Origin of the sequence: Arthrobacter sp. zg-Y877, from assembly GCF_030373105.1 — a bacterium.
In the GTDB taxonomy this organism is placed as follows: Bacteria; Actinomycetota; Actinomycetes; order Actinomycetales; family Micrococcaceae; genus Arthrobacter_B.
On record NZ_JAUCPU010000002.1, the window covers coordinates 145,806 to 159,762 of the forward strand.

Genomic DNA, 13,957 nt, shown 5'->3' on the forward strand with positions numbered 1-13,957 from the left:
CGGACACCATGACCGAAAAAATACCGTCGGGAACCCCGGGCAGCAGCCCGGAACTCACCGCCATGACGCTGGAGAGCCAGCGGACGGACATCGCAGATGCACCCGCAACGCGGGCAGTGACTGCGGATCCTGAAATCACCGCCGCCAAGAGCCAGGGCCGGCTGGTCCGGGAACGGTTCCTGCGACACAAGGGTGCACTGGTCGGCATGAGCGGGCTCATCTTCATCGTGCTCCTCTCGTTCACCTCGATCGGCCTTTCCGTCGGCCCGCTCCGTATCCCGGGTTGGTGGCCGTATGCCTTTTCCACGGTGATGCCGCTGGAAGACGGCGGAGCTCCCACCCTTTCCTGGACCGGTCTGGGGAGGCATCCCTTTGGCCAGGACACCCTGGGCCGCGACTACTTCGCCATGACCATGCGCGGTGCCCAGATTTCCCTGACCATTGCCTTCATTGTCGGGATCGTGGGGACCGTGGTGGGAACCGTCGTCGGCGCCCTGTCCGGATACTTCCGGGGCTTCACCGAAGCCGTACTGATGCGCTTCACCGACGTCATCATCACCATTCCGCTGCTGGTCGTCGCCGCAGTGCTGGCAAGCATCGTGTCCGATTTCGGCATCGTGGTGTTTGCCGTCTTCCTGGGCCTGCTGACCTGGACCGGACTCGCACGCATTGTCCGCGGCGAGTTCCTCTCCCTGCGGGAAAAGGAATTCGTTGAAGCGGCCAAATCCGTGGGCGCGAGTTCCAGCCGCATTATTTTCAAGCACATCCTGCCCAACACCGTGGGCGTCATCATCGTCTCCGCAACGCTGGCAATCTCCGGTGCCATCCTGCTGGAAACGGCCCTGAGCTTCCTAGGTTTGGGTGTCCAGCCCCCGGATACGTCGCTGGGCAAACTCATCAACGAGAATCGGGCCGCGATGACCACCCGTCCCTGGCTCTTCTTCTGGCCCGGCATCTTCATTGTGGCCATCGCCCTCACGGTCAACTTCATCGGAGACGGCCTGCGGGATGCGTTTGATCCCCGGCAGACAAGGAACAAGCAATGAGTTCGGCACCCCTGTACAGCGATGTCATTCCACCGTCCGCTGCCGCCCCGATCCTCGAAGTGTCCGGCCTCGGCGTCGACTTCAGCGTCGACAACAAATGGGTGATGGCTGCCGAAGACGTGAGTTACCGGGTCTACCCGGGCGAGATCCTGGCAATCGTCGGCGAGTCCGGCTCGGGCAAAAGCATGTCCTCCATGGCACTGCTCGGCCTGCTGCCCGCCAACGGGCGGTCCACCGGCAGCGCCAAGCTGCACGGAAAGGAACTTATCGGCGCCACGCAGTCCACGCTGCGCAAAATCCGCGGCAATGACATCGCCATGATCTTCCAGGAACCCATGACGGCCCTGAACCCCGTCCTGACCGTGGGCGAGCAGATCAAGGAGATCATCGAGCAGCACACGGACGCCTCCCCGGCCGACGCCAAGCTCCGCGCCATCGAGCTGCTGCGCATGGTGGAGATCCCGGACCCGGAGACCCGCTACCACCGCTATCCGCACCAGTTCTCCGGCGGACAGCGCCAGCGGGCCATGATCGCCATTGCCATTGCGAATGACCCCATCCTGCTGATTGCCGATGAACCCACCACGGCCCTGGACGTCACGGTGCAGGCGGAAGTGCTGGAGCTGCTGCGCAAGCTCAACAAGCGGCTGAACAGCGCCATCCTGCTCATCACCCACGACATGGGTGTGGTGGCCGACCTGGCGGACAACGTTGTGGTGATGCAGAACGGCCGGATCGTCGAAGCCGCCTCCGCCGCGGAGCTCTTCGGCGCCCCGCAGCAGGACTACACCAAGTCCCTGCTCGACGCCGTTCCCCACCTGGGTTCCAAGGTGGGCGGCGTGCTGGCGGCGGTCGAGGTCGAGGATGATGGTTCCCTGCAGATCACCGATGCACCCCGGGCGGTGCTCGAAGCCTCGGACGAAGTGGTGGAACCGACCTCGTCGCTGACCCCCGCCCTCCAGCTGGAGGATGTGGCCATCGAGTATCCGGGACGCTTCCGGCAGCCGGCTTTCCGCGCTGTTTCCAAGGTCTCCTTCACCATCATGCCCGGCGAGGTGATGGGCCTGGTGGGCGAATCCGGTTCCGGCAAGTCCACCATTGGGCGCGCCGTCACCGGACTGCTGCCGGTTGCGGAGGGCAGCGTGCGGATCGGCGGAACCGACATTGCCGGTTTGTCACCGAAGAAGATGCGCCCGCTCCGGCGGAAGTTCGCCATCGTCTTCCAGGACCCCGCCGCGTCGCTGAACCCGCGCATGTCCATCGGCGAAAGCATCGGCGAACCGCTGTTCCTGCATGAGAAGCTCTCCAAAGCTGAACTGGACCGGCGGGTGGAGAACCTGCTTGACGACGTGCAGCTGCCCACGAGCTTCCGCAACCGGTATCCGCATGAGCTCTCCGGCGGCCAGCGCCAGCGCGTGGGTATTGCCCGGGCGCTCTCGCTGCGGCCCTCCCTGCTGGTGGCCGACGAGCCGACGTCGGCCCTGGATGTCTCCGTGCAGGCACGCGTCCTGGCGCTGCTGCAGGACCTGCAGCAGGAATACGGTTTCGCGTGCCTGTTCGTCAGCCACGACCTGGCCGTGGTGGAGATCCTGGCCAGCCACATTGCGGTGCTCAACAAGGGCCGGATGGTGGAGCAGGGCTCCACCGAGCAGATCCTGAAGTACCCGCAGGATCCGTACACCCGCCGCCTGCTGGCAGCGGCACCGGTGCCGGACCCGGCCGAGCAGGCCTACCGCCGCGAACAGCGCAATGCGCTGCTCGCGGCCGGCAGTATCGAATAAAGCGGTACCGGATAAACGCAGTACCGGACGGCTGCACCCCCGACGGCGGCGTCAGTGGCGGAAGACAATCTTTCCCACGACGTCGCCGTCGTGCATTTTCCGGAAGCCCTTTTGTGCGTCCTCCAGCGGCAGCACGGAATCGATCTCCGGCCGGACGCCGGTGGCGAGCAGGAAAGCCACCAGCCGCTGCAGTTCCGCGCGGGTGCCCATGGTGGAGCCCAGGACCTTCAGCTGGAGGAAAAACACCCGGTTCAGGTCCGCCGGCGGATTGGGGCCGCTGGTGGCGCCGCAGGTCACGAGCGCACCGCCGGGCTTGAGTGACTTCAGCGAATGCGCCCAGGTGGCTTCACCGACGGAGTCGAAGACCGTGTCCACCCGTTCCGGAAGGCGGGCACCGGCGTCGAACACCTGCTCAGCCCCGAGGCGCAGCGCCTGCTCGCGCTTGTCCGCGCTGCGGCTGGCCGCCCACACCCGGAACCCGGCGGCGGAGGCCAGGCTGATCAGGGCCGTTGCGACTCCCCCGCCGGCGCCCTGGACCAGGATGGTGGAACCCGGGGCAGCGGGATTGACAGTGAAAAGCATGCGGTAGGCGGTCAGCCAGGCCGTGGGCAGGCAGGCGGCTTCCTCGAAGCTCAGGCCGGCCGGCTTGGGTACCAGGTTGCGGGCCGGGACCCATACTTCGTCGGCCATTGCCCCCGGATACCGCTCTGAAAGCAGGCTCCGCTTCGGGTCAAGGGTTTCATCCCCTTCCCAGCCCGGAGTGGACAGGACCGCGTGGACGATGACCTCGTTGCCGTCGTCGTCGATCCCTGCAGCGTCGCAGCCCAGCACCATCGGGAGGCGGTCGGCCGGCAGGCCAACGCCCTGCAGCGACCACAGGTCGTGGTGATTCAGCGCCGATGCCAACACCTGCACCCGCCGGAATCCCTCCGGCGGCTGCGGCAGCTCAAGCTCGCCGACCCTCAGGCCGCTGAGGGGATCTTCGGCAGACTGGGTCTGTGCATACACGGCTCGCATCGGGACTCCTTCGGTTGGGTGCTCCCATCCTAGGGGACCACCGGCCGGGCACCCGTGTATGCGTTAGGCGTGCACGTGAGGCATGTGGGACACTGGAGGGCAGAACTTTTCGGAATCAAAGGAGGCAGCTATGAGCAAGCGTGCACGCAAGCGTCGTGACCGTAAGCGCGGCGGCGCTAACCACGGTAAGCGTCCCAACACCTAAGCAAAGCTTTGGTAGCCGCGTGACCTGTAGGTCAGGCACAAAAAACCCCCGGAACCTCTTGGTACCGGGGGTTTCTTTGTGTCTGCGGCTTGCGTTGGCTGCCGGCGGTCCTAGTGGTCCGCCGTCTGGATCTGGCTGATGCGGCTGAGGATGCTTGCCTTCAGCGTTTCGGGCGCCGCCTCGGTGCAGGAACGCTTCACTACCGACCGGATCACGCACTCCAGGTCATGTTCCTGCGCGCACTCGGGGCACCCGTCAAGGTGCTCTTTGATTTCCACAAGGTCTTCGTGGGACAGGGCGCCGTCCAGGTATTCATACAGCCGTTCGATGCGGGCGTCGTCGCAATCGCCCAGGCTCTGGCAATCGCTCATAGCTCATTCCCCTGTTTCTTTGTTGATGCGCCGACGGCTTCGGCTGCGGGCACTTTGCCCTTGATTCCGCGTTCGTGTGCATACTCGGCCAGGAGTTCGCGGAGCATCTTGCGCCCGCGGTGCAGCCGGGACATCACGGTGCCGATCGGCGTGTTCATGATTTCTGAAATTTCCTTGTACGCGAAGCCCTCCACATCGGAGAAGTACACGGCAAGCCGGAACTCCTCCGGAATGGCCTGCAGGGCATCCTTGACATCGGAATCCGGCAGATGGTCCAGTGCCACGGCTTCCGCGGAACGGAGCCCCGCGGAGGTGTGCTCGGCCGCACGGGCCAGCTGCCAGTCCTCAACCCCCTCGGAGTTGGCCTGCAGGGGTTCCCGCTGCCGCTTCCGGTAAAGGTTGATGTACGTATTCGTCAGGATGCGGTACAGCCAGGCCTTGAGGTTCGTTCCCGGCCGGTACTGGTGGAAAGCGGAGAAAGCCTTGGTGTAGGCCTCCTGCACCAGGTCCTCGGCGTCCGAAGGATTCCGCGCCATGCGCATGGCCGCTGAATAGAGCTGGTCCACATACTGCATGGCGTCCTGCTCAAAACGCAGCTTGCGTGCCTCGTCCGATTCGGTGGCAACGTCGAGTTCGAAGTTTTCCACGGGGCTGCCTTCCGGCGCATCAGTTCTCATCACCTCCAAGTCTACGGTGCGGGACGGAACCCGTACGCGTAGCTTCGGCGCCCGGACAGACCGCTCTGCGGTCAGCGTGTCGGCTGGCACGTTGCTTTTCTCCTGACTGTCGGCAAAGCACATCCTGATACTGGTGCCAACGACGGCGCCCGGCCGGCTATTCCCTTCCCGCTCCCCTTCCGGGGTGCGGGCCTGTCCCCTGCCACCGTGTGCCAGCGTGTGCCAAGGTCCGCAAAATGCCAGACTAAGGTGGAAGCAGCACCACATGTAGTTTTTTCGCGTAACCGATGGATTTCCCAGGAGGCACTTATGTCGATAGTCCGTATGTTTGCACGCCCGTTGCTCGCCACCGGCTTCGTAGCCGCAGGCGTGGAGCGCCTTCGGAACGCTGACCAGACCGCTGAACAGCTCACCCCCACGCTGAAGATGATCGGCAAAACCGTTCCTGCCGCCGCAGCCGTGACGTCCAACCCCGCGCTCGTAGCCAAGGTTGTCGGCTACACACAGGTCGGTGCTGCCACGATGCTCGGCATGGGCAAGTTCTCCCGCCTGGCGTCCTTCCTGCTCGCCGGCACCGCCGCGCTCACCTCGGTCGTGGAATACCGCAACGCCGAAGCCTCCACTGCCGCCGAGCGCAAGGAACGGCGCAGCCAGCTGCTCAAGAACCTGTCCCTGATCGGCGGGGTCCTGCTCTCCGCCGTGGATACCAACGGACGTCCGGGACTTGCCTGGCGCGCCGGCCACCTGGCCTCGGGTACGGGCCGCAAGACCCGTGCCGTCTCGAAGTCGGTCTCGAAGAGCACGCGTAAGCAGCTCAAGGCCGTGTCGAACGCCGCTTCGGACATCGTCGGTTCCTAGCAGCAATGAGTGCTCCGAATGCCGGGGTGCCGGCAACCTGGCCGGCGCCCTTCGTGACCTCGCCGGTGGACGCAACCGTCTCCCTGCCTGGGTCGAAGTCGCTGACCAACCGATACCTGGTCCTGGCCGCCCTGGCGGACGGCAGGTCCCGGCTGCGGGCACCCCTGCATTCGCGGGATTCGGAGCTTATGGTCTCCGCCCTGCGGGCCCTCGGAGCAATAATCACCGAAACGGACGGTGATGGCGCGTTCGGACCGGACCTGCTGATAGATCCGCTCCCCGCCGCGCCCGCCCCGCAGGCGCGGCAGGTCGACTGCGGCCTTGCCGGGACAGTGATGCGTTTCGTGCCGCCGCTGGCGGCCCTGACCGCCGGCACCACCGCGTTCGACGGCGATCCGCACGCCCGCACGCGCCCGATGTCCACCATCATCGATGCCCTCCGTGCCCTCGGCGTACAGGTCGACGACGGCGGCAGCGGTTCCCTGCCCTTCACAGTCACCGGGTCCGGACATGTGGCCGGCGGCCGGTTGGAGATCGACGCCGGTGCCTCCTCCCAATTCGTCTCCGCCCTGCTGCTGGCCGCGCCGCGCTTCGACGAGGGGCTGCACCTGGTCCACCGCGGCACTACCCTGCCCAGTCCCGACCACATTGCGATGACCGTTTCCGTCCTGCGTGGCGTTGGAGTGGACGTTGACGATTCCGTACCGAACGAATGGCGGGTGGCCCCCGGCCCCATCGCCGCCTTCGACACCGTGATTGAACCGGATCTGTCCAATGCCGGCCCGTTCCTCGCCGCAGCACTGGTCACCGGCGGCACCGTCCGGGTGCCCGGCTGGCCGGAGTCGACCACCCAGGTGGGAGACAGGTGGCGAAGCATCCTCCCCGCCCTCGGCGCATCCGCAGAGCTGGCCGGCGGCACCCTCACCGTCACCGGCACCGGCACCATTTCCGGAGCGGATCTGGCGGACACCAGCGAACTTGCGCCCACCGTTGCCGCACTCTGCACCCTGGCGGACTCACCCTCCACACTTACCGGCATCGCGCACCTGCGCGGCCACGAAACCGACCGGCTGGCAGCACTTGCCACCGAAATCCGCCGTCTGGGCGGAGACGCGGAAGAAACGGCGGACGGCCTGGTGATCCGCCCGGCAGCGCTGCACGGCGGCCTCTGGGAAACCTACGCCGACCACCGGATGGCCACCGCCGGTGCCCTGATCGGGCTGGCCGTACCCGGCGTCGTCGTCCAGGACATTTCCACAACAGCCAAGACCCTGCCGCAGTTCCCCGAACTCTGGCAGCAGCTGACCCGATCGGCGGAAGCATGACACGCAGTACAAGCGGCTGGGACGAATCCGACGTCCGCGTCCGCCCGAACAAAAAAGGCTCCCGCCCCCGCACCAAGGACCGGCCCGCCCACGATGATGCCGTCATCGGACGGATCATCACCGTGGACCGCGGCCGGTATACCGCCGTGGTGGACGAAGACACACCTACTGAACGCACCGTCATTGCCGCCCGGGCCCGGGAACTGCGGCGCACCCCGGTGGTGGCCGGAGACCTGGTGGCACTGGTCGGCGACGTAACCGGTGCCCCGGACACCCTGGCCCGGCTGGTCCGCGTCGAGGAACGCCGGACCTTGCTGCGGCGCAGCGCCGACGACACCGATCCAGTGGAACGCGTGGTGGTGGCCAACGCCGACCAGCTGGTCATCGTGGTGGCCGCCGCCAACCCGGAACCCCGGACCGGTTTCATCGACCGCGCCCTCGTCGCCGCCTACGACGCCGGGATCTCCCCCGTCCTGTGCATCACCAAGGCAGACATCAAGGACCCCGCCGAGCTGCTGGCCAACTACGAACACCTGGACATGGACGTCATCATCAGCCGCACCGCGGCAGCCGACGCCTCCGGTATCGACGCCCGCTCCGACGACGGCCTTTCCGCGCGCCTGCAGGGCACCGCCGTCGAGGCCCTCCACGAGGTGCTGAAAGGCAACGTCAGCGTCCTGGTCGGCCCCTCCGGCGTCGGCAAGTCCACTCTGGTCAATGCCCTCACGGGATCGGCGCGTGCAACCGGCGGAGTCAATGCCGTGACCGGACGCGGCAGGCACACGTCCTCCTCGGCCCTGGCCCTGCGGCTCAGCGATTCGCCGGCCGGCAGCTGGATCATCGACACCCCGGGCATCCGCTCCTTCGGCCTGGCCCATGTGGACCCGGACCGGATCCTGCAGGCCTTCCCTGACCTGGAACCGGGCACCGCCGACTGTGAGCGCGGCTGCCGGCACGATTCCGTGGCCGTGGGCTGCGGCCTGGATCCGTGGGTGGAGGGCGGACATGCCGGCCCGGCAGGACCCGCGCGCCTGGCGTCCCTCCGCCGGCTGCTGGGCACCGGAACCCGGACCGAGAACAAGTCCTCCGCCAAGGAGCTCGGCGAGCAGTAGCCGCCCTGCCGCGGACTCCCGCCGCTCGGATTCGGGCGTGGAACCACCAGGACACTGCCCGCTTACGGGCCTAATGCGGGGCTGTGCCCGCCGAATAAGGATAAGTTGAACAGTATGCCGTTCGTTCAAAACTACAACGATGACCTGCGCTTGGCCCACGTGATGGCCGATTCCGTGGACGACCAGACCATGTCACGCTTCCGCGCCTTGGATTTGAAGATCGAAACCAAGCCGGACTTCACCCCGGTCACCGACGCCGACAAAGCTGCCGAAGACGCCATCCGCGGCCAGCTTTCCCGTGCCCGTCCCCGTGACGCCGTGCTCGGTGAGGAATTCGGTTCCAGCGGATCCGGCCCGCGCCGGTGGATCATTGATCCGATTGACGGCACCAAGAACTTCATCCGCGGTGTTCCCGTCTGGGCCACCCTGATTGCCCTGGTGGACGACGGCGTCCCCGTCGTGGGCCTGGTCAGCGCACCTGCGCTGGGCAAGCGGTGGTGGGCTGCCACCGGTACCGGCGCCTACATGGGCCGGTCGCTGGCCGCCGCGACCCGCCTGCACGTGTCCAACGTGTCCCGCCTGTCCGACGCCTCACTGTCCTATTCCAGCCTCGGTGGCTGGAAGGACCGCGGCAATCTCGAAGAATTCCTGGACCTGACCGAGTCCGTGTGGCGCACCCGCGCCTACGGCGATTTCTGGTCCTACTGCATGGTCGCCGAAGGCGCCGTCGACATTGCCTGCGAACCCGAGCTGAACCTGTATGACATGGCCGCCCTCGTACCGATCGTGACCGAGGCCGGCGGCCGCTTCTCCTCGCTTGACGGAGAGGACGGTCCCTTCGGCGGAAACGCCCTGGCGACCAACGGGACGCTGCACAACGAAGTGCTGCAGCGCCTGAACCCCGATCTGGACGACCTCCTGTAACAGTGGGCGCCACCGGACCCCGGCTCGAAGCGCTGCGGCGCAGGCAGCTGGCCGACAGCTACCAGGCCGGCGGGGAGCACTACGACCGTATCCGTCCCGGGTACCCCGCCGAAGCGGTGCGTTGGCTGGTCTCCCGCCCCGGCACCCCGGGCTCCCCCGCAGTCCGGGACGTGGCCGACGTCGGCGCAGGCACCGGAAAGTACACCCGCGAACTGCGTGCCGCCGGGTTGAACGCCGTTGCGGTGGATCCATCCCGCGACATGCTCGACCAGCTCGCCCGGATGCTTCCGGAGGTCCCGGTGCGTGTCGGGACGGCGGAGGACACCGGCCTGCCCGCATCCTCCCTGGACGCCGTGACGGTGGCACAGGCCTGGCACTGGTGCGACCCGGCCGCGTCCAGCCGGGAGTTCGCCCGCATCCTGCGCCCGCACGGCGTCGTCGGCCTGGTCTGGAACCAGCTGGACGTCAGCGTGCCGTGGGTCCACCGCTATTCACGCATCATCCATGCCGGAGACGTCCTGCGTCCGGAATTCCGGCCCGGGCTGGGACCGGAGTTCACGCTGGCAGAGTCCTCCACCGTGGCCTGGACCCAGCAGATGACCCCCGAAGACCTGTTCGAACTGGCGAAGTCACGGGCGTTCTACCTCTCCGCCGGTGCCGCCGCACGGGAGAAACTCTCCGCCAACCTGTCCTGGTACCTGTACGAGCACCTCGGCCACACAGAAGGCGAAGTCCTGGACCTCCCCTATCTCACGCTGACCTGGCGGGCGGTACGGACAGTATGAACACGGCGGGTGTAAACCGGTTTGGGCCGGCCACCTGGGCGGCCGTGGCTGTTGGTGGGCTGGCGGGTACCGAGGCGCGGTACGGTCTGCTGCTGGCTTTCCCGCCCGGGAGCTTGACCTTCGACTGGACCACCCTGGGCATTAACGCTGCCGCTTCCCTGCTCCTCGGTTTCCTCACCGCCCGGTGGTTGTTCACTCCTTCTGTGCCGCTGTGGGTCCGGGCCGGCCTGGGCCCGGGGTTTCTGGGGTCCTTCAGCACGTTCTCGGCCCTGGCCCTGCATCTGGACCAGCTGCTGGCTGCCGGACTCCCCATGACTTTTGCCCTCTACCTCCTGCTGTCCATGGTCCTTGGACTTCTGGCCGCCGCCGCTGGCCTCGCCATGGGACGGCTTTCCGGGCGCCGGAGCCAGACCCGGCTGGAGCAGGCATGACTGCCCTCTGGATCGGGCTGGGCGGCATGGCCGGTGCCTTGCTCCGGTTCGGGCTGGACTCGCTGCTGGCCCGCCGCAGCCGCCCCGACCGGCCCGGCTTCCCCTGGGGAACGCTGCTGGTCAATACTGCCGGATCGCTGCTCATCGGATTCGCCGCCGGGCTGCTGGGTACGGCTGCGCTTTCGGAGGCTGGGTACCAGGCCGCCGCCACGGGATTCGCCGGCGGGCTGACGACCTTCAGCTCGTGGACTGTTGCCACACTGGCCTTGTGGACGGATGGCCGGCGCCGGGCGGCGGCGGCGAACGTCCTGCTGAACCTGTTCCTTGGCTGCCTCGCGGCCGCAGCCGGGCTCCTGGCGGGGCTGTCTGTCTGATTTCGAGTGCGCCGCCTGCGCGGCGTACATAGAATTGTCGGAGTCCGGCGTGGTTGGTGCAGGGAGAAATGCACATGGTCTTCACCTTCGGCATCGAAGAAGAGTTCCTCCTGATGGATACCCGGACCGGGTTCCCCACCGGAGCACGGGCAGCGAGGCGTGCGCTTGCCTACCCGCGGCACAGCGGCTTCTCCACATCGGCGGAACTGCTGGACGCACAGGTGGAAAGCTCCACCAGGGTCTGCACTACCCGCCGCGAAGCACTGGACGCTCTGCTGGGTTTCCGCTCCAGGCTGGCGGAGGCCGCCGCGGCAGCGGGGGTTTTGGTCGCCGCTACGGGAGCGGCCCCCCGGATTCCGGACAGCCCGCCGGTCATTAATTCCTCGGCCCGGTATCGACGGATGGGCAGTCTCGCCGGGGCTGTCGCGCACGAGCAGTACGTCAATGGAACCCACATCCACGTCGGCATCCCCTCACGTGACGTTGGAGTGCGGGTGCTGAACGGCCTCCGTCCCTGGCTCGCCCTGCTCGGTGCCGTGGCCGCCAATTCCCCCTATTGGCGCGGACAGGACAGTAGCTTCGCCAGTTGGCGGATGGTCCACTACCGGCGCTGGTCCGTGCAGGGCTGCCCGCCTGTCTTTGCCGACGCAGAGGACTATGCCCGAAGGCTGGCAGGCCTGCTGGCCACCGATGTGGTGCCCGACGCCGGGCATGTGGGCTGGGCGGCCCGTCTCTCGGAGAACTTTCCCACGGTGGAGGTCCGGATCGCCGACGCCCAGCTCCAGGCGCAGGACTCGCTGCTGCTTGCGGTTTTAGTGCGGGCCCTGGTGGACAAGTTGGCATCCGTACCCACGGCGGGCCCCGCTGCCGGTCGGGCAGCGGATCCGGAACTGCTCGACGTCGGCCTGTGGCAGGCGGCACGGTTCGGTATGGGCGGGAACCTGGTTTCGCACCCCGGCGGCAGCGTGCCTGCTGCGGAGCACCTGGCCGCGCTGCTGGACTTCGTCGGGCCCGCACTGGATGACGCCGGAGACGGGGATTTTGTGGCGGCGGGGATCTCCCGCCTGCTGGCCGCCGGTACCGGGGCTGAACAGCAACGCACAGCGTTCCGCTCGGGCGGCTACACGGAACTGGCTGACCTGTACACCCGGAGCCTGACCGCGGAGTAGCCCCTCAGCCGTCCTGGTACGTGGTCACGTCCAGGATCCGTGCTTCCCAGGGCCGCAGCAGATGCCGGTCTCCGGCGTCGGGATAATTTCCCAGGATGCGTTCCCCGGCGTCCAGGTTGGAGGGCACCCCCAGCTCGGTGCCGGAGGCGTTGCCCAGGACCAGCAGCGCCCGTCCGCCCCGGGAGCGGCGGAAGGCAAACAGGGAGGGATGGCCGGGATCCAGCAGGTGGAAATCCCCCAGCGAGACCAGGTCCGACTCATGCCGGAGGCGCACCAGTTCCTGGTAGTAGCGGAAAACTGAGCGTTCCGCCGCACGGTCCGATTCCACGTTTACTTCGGTATGGCCGGCGGCCAGCGGAATCCACGGAGTGACCTGGCTGAAGCCCGCGTTCGGTCCGGAGGTCCATTGCATGGGAGTACGCGCGTTGTCCCGGCTCATCCGGCGCAGTGCTTCCAGGACCGGTTCCGGGTCCACTCCCCGTTCGAGCTGCTCCGCGTAATAGTTCAGGGATTCGACATCCCGGTACTGTCCGATCGAGGTGAAACCGGCGTTGGTCATGCCGATCTCGTCGCCCTGGTAGATATAGGGCGTCCCCCGCTGCAGGTGCAGCAGGGTCGCCCACATGGTGGCGGATTCGTACCGGTACTTTGTGTCGTCACCGAAGCGGGAGACCACGCGGGGCTGGTCATGGTTGCTCAGGTACAGACTGTTCCAGCCGGTATCGGCGAGTCCCCGCTGCCACCGGTTCCAACTGGTTTTCAGCTCCGGGAGGGCCAGCGGCCGGTACTCGAACTTATCCGCGCCCTGGTCCAGGCTGACGTGCTCGAACTGGAAGACCATGTCCAGCTCGTGCCGGCGCGGATCGGTGAACAGCAACGCCTGGTCCAGGGTGACCCCGGGCGTCTCCCCCACTGTCAGGTACTGCCCGGTGCGGGCTTCGAAAACCTCGCGGTGCATCTCCTGCAGAAATTCGTGGATACGGGGACCGGAGACGAAGTGCGGCGCTCCGTCCCCCCAGATCCCGGACGAGTCCACCACCCCGTCAGGGAGCGCGGGGTCCTTCGAAATGAAGTTGATGACGTCCATCCGGAAGCCGTCCACACCGCGGTCCAGCCACCAGTTCATCATTGCGTAGACCTTGGCCCGCACCTGTGGATTTTCCCAGTTCAGGTCCGCCTGCTGAGGGGTGAACAGGTGCAGGTAGTACTGGCGGGTGAGCGGTTCGAAGGCCCAGGCCGAGCCACCGAAAAACGACCGCCAGTTATTGGGCTCCGCCCCGGGTTCCCCGGGTTCGAATCCGGGACGGGCATCCCGCCACCAGTACCAGTCCCGCACCGGAGAGGATCTGGACGCTTTCGAGGACTGGAAGTCCGCATGTTCGGTGGACGTGTGGTTGACCACCAGATCCATGATCAGCCGCATTCCCCGTTGATGCAGTCCGGCCAGGAGTTCATCGAATTCCTCTTCCGTACCGAACATTTCGTCAACGCGGTGGTAGTCGCTGATGTCGTAGCCGTTGTCGAACTGGGGTGACTGCTGGATGGGCGACAGCCAGAGGACATCGATGCCCAGTTCGGCCAGATGGTCCAGGTGCTCGATGATGCCGCCGATGTCGCCAATGCCGTCGCCGGAGGTATCTGCAAAGCTGCGGGGATATATCTGGTAGACGACGGCGTTCGTCCACCAGGCGGGACCGGCGGGAGGCTCCATGGACATTCGTCCTTTCACGGCGTTCCTGCATAATACGTCCGCGCCGCCGGGCGGCACAGGGCCCGGGCGGGATACGGTGCCGGCTCTGCCCGGGACGCCGGTTTTCCTTGTACCGGCCCGGACGCGGCACTAACGTTGGCGCTGCCGATAGGTCCCGCGTGTGGACTTATC

The 13,957-nt window shown here is 66.7% G+C and carries 15 protein-coding genes; 11 read left to right on the forward strand and 4 right to left on the reverse strand.

The window, feature by feature from the left end; translation table 11 throughout:
- The first annotated feature begins 8 nt into the window (after positions 1 to 8).
- Together QNO03_RS04795 and QNO03_RS04800 are read left to right on the forward strand one after the other, a co-directional pair.
- Entirely contained in the window at positions 9 to 1,046 is a 1,038-nt protein-coding gene (locus QNO03_RS04795; RefSeq protein ID WP_229950576.1) for an ABC transporter permease, read from the forward strand.
- Positions 1,043 to 2,827, forward strand: coding sequence for an ABC transporter ATP-binding protein (locus tag QNO03_RS04800; protein WP_289602221.1), 1,785 nt, complete (start codon positions 1,043 to 1,045; stop codon positions 2,825 to 2,827). The genes QNO03_RS04795 and QNO03_RS04800 overlap by 4 nt, the downstream gene beginning before the upstream one ends.
- A 51-nt stretch (positions 2,828 to 2,878) precedes the next feature.
- Here QNO03_RS04800 and QNO03_RS04805 read toward each other — a convergent pair whose 3' ends face one another.
- Positions 2,879 to 3,844 (reverse strand): zinc-binding dehydrogenase, encoded by a 966-nt coding sequence (locus tag QNO03_RS04805; RefSeq protein WP_229950570.1) that lies wholly within the window; start codon positions 3,842 to 3,844, stop codon positions 2,879 to 2,881.
- Positions 3,845 to 3,974: 130 nt separating this feature from the next.
- Here QNO03_RS04805 and QNO03_RS14685 point away from each other — a divergent pair, with 130 nt between their 5' ends.
- Positions 3,975 to 4,049: a 50S ribosomal protein bL37 gene (locus QNO03_RS14685; RefSeq protein ID WP_369299106.1), complete on the forward strand. Its 75-nt coding sequence runs from the start codon at positions 3,975 to 3,977 to the stop codon at positions 4,047 to 4,049.
- Positions 4,050 to 4,159: 110 nt separating this feature from the next.
- On the opposite strand, the gene rsrA is transcribed toward QNO03_RS14685, so the two are convergent.
- Both rsrA and QNO03_RS04815 read right to left on the reverse strand, forming a co-directional pair.
- Positions 4,160 to 4,420, reverse strand: a complete 261-nt coding sequence (rsrA, locus tag QNO03_RS04810) for a mycothiol system anti-sigma-R factor (protein WP_255764679.1) — start codon at positions 4,418 to 4,420, stop codon at positions 4,160 to 4,162.
- Positions 4,417 to 5,220, reverse strand: coding sequence for a sigma-70 family RNA polymerase sigma factor (locus QNO03_RS04815; protein WP_269437874.1), 804 nt, complete (start codon positions 5,218 to 5,220; stop codon positions 4,417 to 4,419). Before QNO03_RS04815 ends, rsrA begins: the two co-directional genes overlap by 4 nt.
- Positions 5,221 to 5,406: 186 nt before the next feature.
- Here QNO03_RS04815 and QNO03_RS04820 point away from each other — a divergent pair, with 186 nt between their 5' ends.
- The 8 genes from QNO03_RS04820 to QNO03_RS04855 all read left to right on the forward strand — a co-directional run bounded on the left by QNO03_RS04820 (position 5,407) and on the right by QNO03_RS04855 (position 12,075).
- Complete coding sequence (locus QNO03_RS04820) at positions 5,407 to 5,955, forward strand: DoxX family protein (protein ID WP_289602225.1); 549 nt, start codon at positions 5,407 to 5,409, stop codon at positions 5,953 to 5,955.
- A gap of 5 nt (positions 5,956 to 5,960) precedes the next feature.
- Positions 5,961 to 7,280 carry a 3-phosphoshikimate 1-carboxyvinyltransferase gene (aroA, locus tag QNO03_RS04825; RefSeq protein WP_289602227.1) on the forward strand — a complete coding sequence of 440 codons (1,320 nt, stop codon included), beginning with the start codon at positions 5,961 to 5,963 and terminating at the stop codon, positions 7,278 to 7,280.
- Positions 7,277 to 8,392, forward strand: a complete 1,116-nt coding sequence (rsgA, locus tag QNO03_RS04830; protein WP_229950556.1) for a ribosome small subunit-dependent GTPase A — start codon at positions 7,277 to 7,279, stop codon at positions 8,390 to 8,392. Before aroA ends, rsgA begins: the two co-directional genes overlap by 4 nt.
- Before the next feature lie 114 nt (positions 8,393 to 8,506).
- Positions 8,507 to 9,316 (forward strand): histidinol-phosphatase, encoded by an 810-nt coding sequence (hisN, locus tag QNO03_RS04835; protein WP_289602229.1) that lies wholly within the window; start codon positions 8,507 to 8,509, stop codon positions 9,314 to 9,316.
- A 2-nt stretch (positions 9,317 to 9,318) separates the two neighbouring features.
- A complete protein-coding gene (locus QNO03_RS04840) occupies positions 9,319 to 10,101 on the forward strand; it encodes a class I SAM-dependent methyltransferase (RefSeq protein ID WP_289602231.1) in 783 nt (260 codons plus the stop codon).
- Positions 10,098 to 10,532 (forward strand): fluoride efflux transporter FluC, encoded by a 435-nt coding sequence (locus QNO03_RS04845; RefSeq protein ID WP_289602233.1) that lies wholly within the window; start codon positions 10,098 to 10,100, stop codon positions 10,530 to 10,532. The genes QNO03_RS04840 and QNO03_RS04845 overlap by 4 nt, the downstream gene beginning before the upstream one ends.
- Positions 10,529 to 10,906, forward strand: coding sequence for a fluoride efflux transporter FluC (locus QNO03_RS04850; RefSeq protein WP_289602234.1), 378 nt, complete (start codon positions 10,529 to 10,531; stop codon positions 10,904 to 10,906). Before QNO03_RS04845 ends, QNO03_RS04850 begins: the two co-directional genes overlap by 4 nt.
- A gap of 74 nt (positions 10,907 to 10,980) precedes the next feature.
- Positions 10,981 to 12,075: a carboxylate-amine ligase gene (locus QNO03_RS04855; protein ID WP_289602235.1), complete on the forward strand. Its 1,095-nt coding sequence runs from the start codon at positions 10,981 to 10,983 to the stop codon at positions 12,073 to 12,075.
- Between the two features lie 4 nt (positions 12,076 to 12,079).
- Here QNO03_RS04855 and QNO03_RS04860 read toward each other — a convergent pair whose 3' ends face one another.
- Positions 12,080 to 13,792, reverse strand: coding sequence for an alpha-glucosidase (locus QNO03_RS04860; RefSeq protein ID WP_289602237.1), 1,713 nt, complete (start codon positions 13,790 to 13,792; stop codon positions 12,080 to 12,082).
- Positions 13,793 to 13,957 lie beyond the last annotated feature (165 nt).

Bases quoted from the DNA above. Each gene is read 5' to 3' on its own strand.
- QNO03_RS04795 (WP_229950576.1), top strand. From the start codon at position 9: ATGACCGAAAAAATACCGTCGGGAACCCCGGGCAGCAGCCCGGAACTC.
- QNO03_RS04800 (WP_289602221.1), top strand. From the start codon at position 1,043: ATGAGTTCGGCACCCCTGTACAGCGATGTCATTCCACCGTCCGCTGCC.
- QNO03_RS04805 (WP_229950570.1), bottom strand. From the start codon at position 3,844: ATGCGAGCCGTGTATGCACAGACCCAGTCTGCCGAAGATCCCCTCAGC.
- rsrA (WP_255764679.1), bottom strand. From the start codon at position 4,420: ATGAGCGATTGCCAGAGCCTGGGCGATTGCGACGACGCCCGCATCGAA.
- QNO03_RS04815 (WP_269437874.1), bottom strand. From the start codon at position 5,220: ATGTGCTTTGCCGACAGTCAGGAGAAAAGCAACGTGCCAGCCGACACG.
- QNO03_RS04820 (WP_289602225.1), top strand. From the start codon at position 5,407: ATGTCGATAGTCCGTATGTTTGCACGCCCGTTGCTCGCCACCGGCTTC.
- aroA (WP_289602227.1), top strand. From the start codon at position 5,961: ATGAGTGCTCCGAATGCCGGGGTGCCGGCAACCTGGCCGGCGCCCTTC.
- rsgA (WP_229950556.1), top strand. From the start codon at position 7,277: ATGACACGCAGTACAAGCGGCTGGGACGAATCCGACGTCCGCGTCCGC.
- hisN (WP_289602229.1), top strand. From the start codon at position 8,507: ATGCCGTTCGTTCAAAACTACAACGATGACCTGCGCTTGGCCCACGTG.
- QNO03_RS04845 (WP_289602233.1), top strand. From the start codon at position 10,098: ATGAACACGGCGGGTGTAAACCGGTTTGGGCCGGCCACCTGGGCGGCC.
- QNO03_RS04850 (WP_289602234.1), top strand. From the start codon at position 10,529: ATGACTGCCCTCTGGATCGGGCTGGGCGGCATGGCCGGTGCCTTGCTC.
- QNO03_RS04855 (WP_289602235.1), top strand. From the start codon at position 10,981: ATGGTCTTCACCTTCGGCATCGAAGAAGAGTTCCTCCTGATGGATACC.
- QNO03_RS04860 (WP_289602237.1), bottom strand. From the start codon at position 13,792: ATGTCCATGGAGCCTCCCGCCGGTCCCGCCTGGTGGACGAACGCCGTC.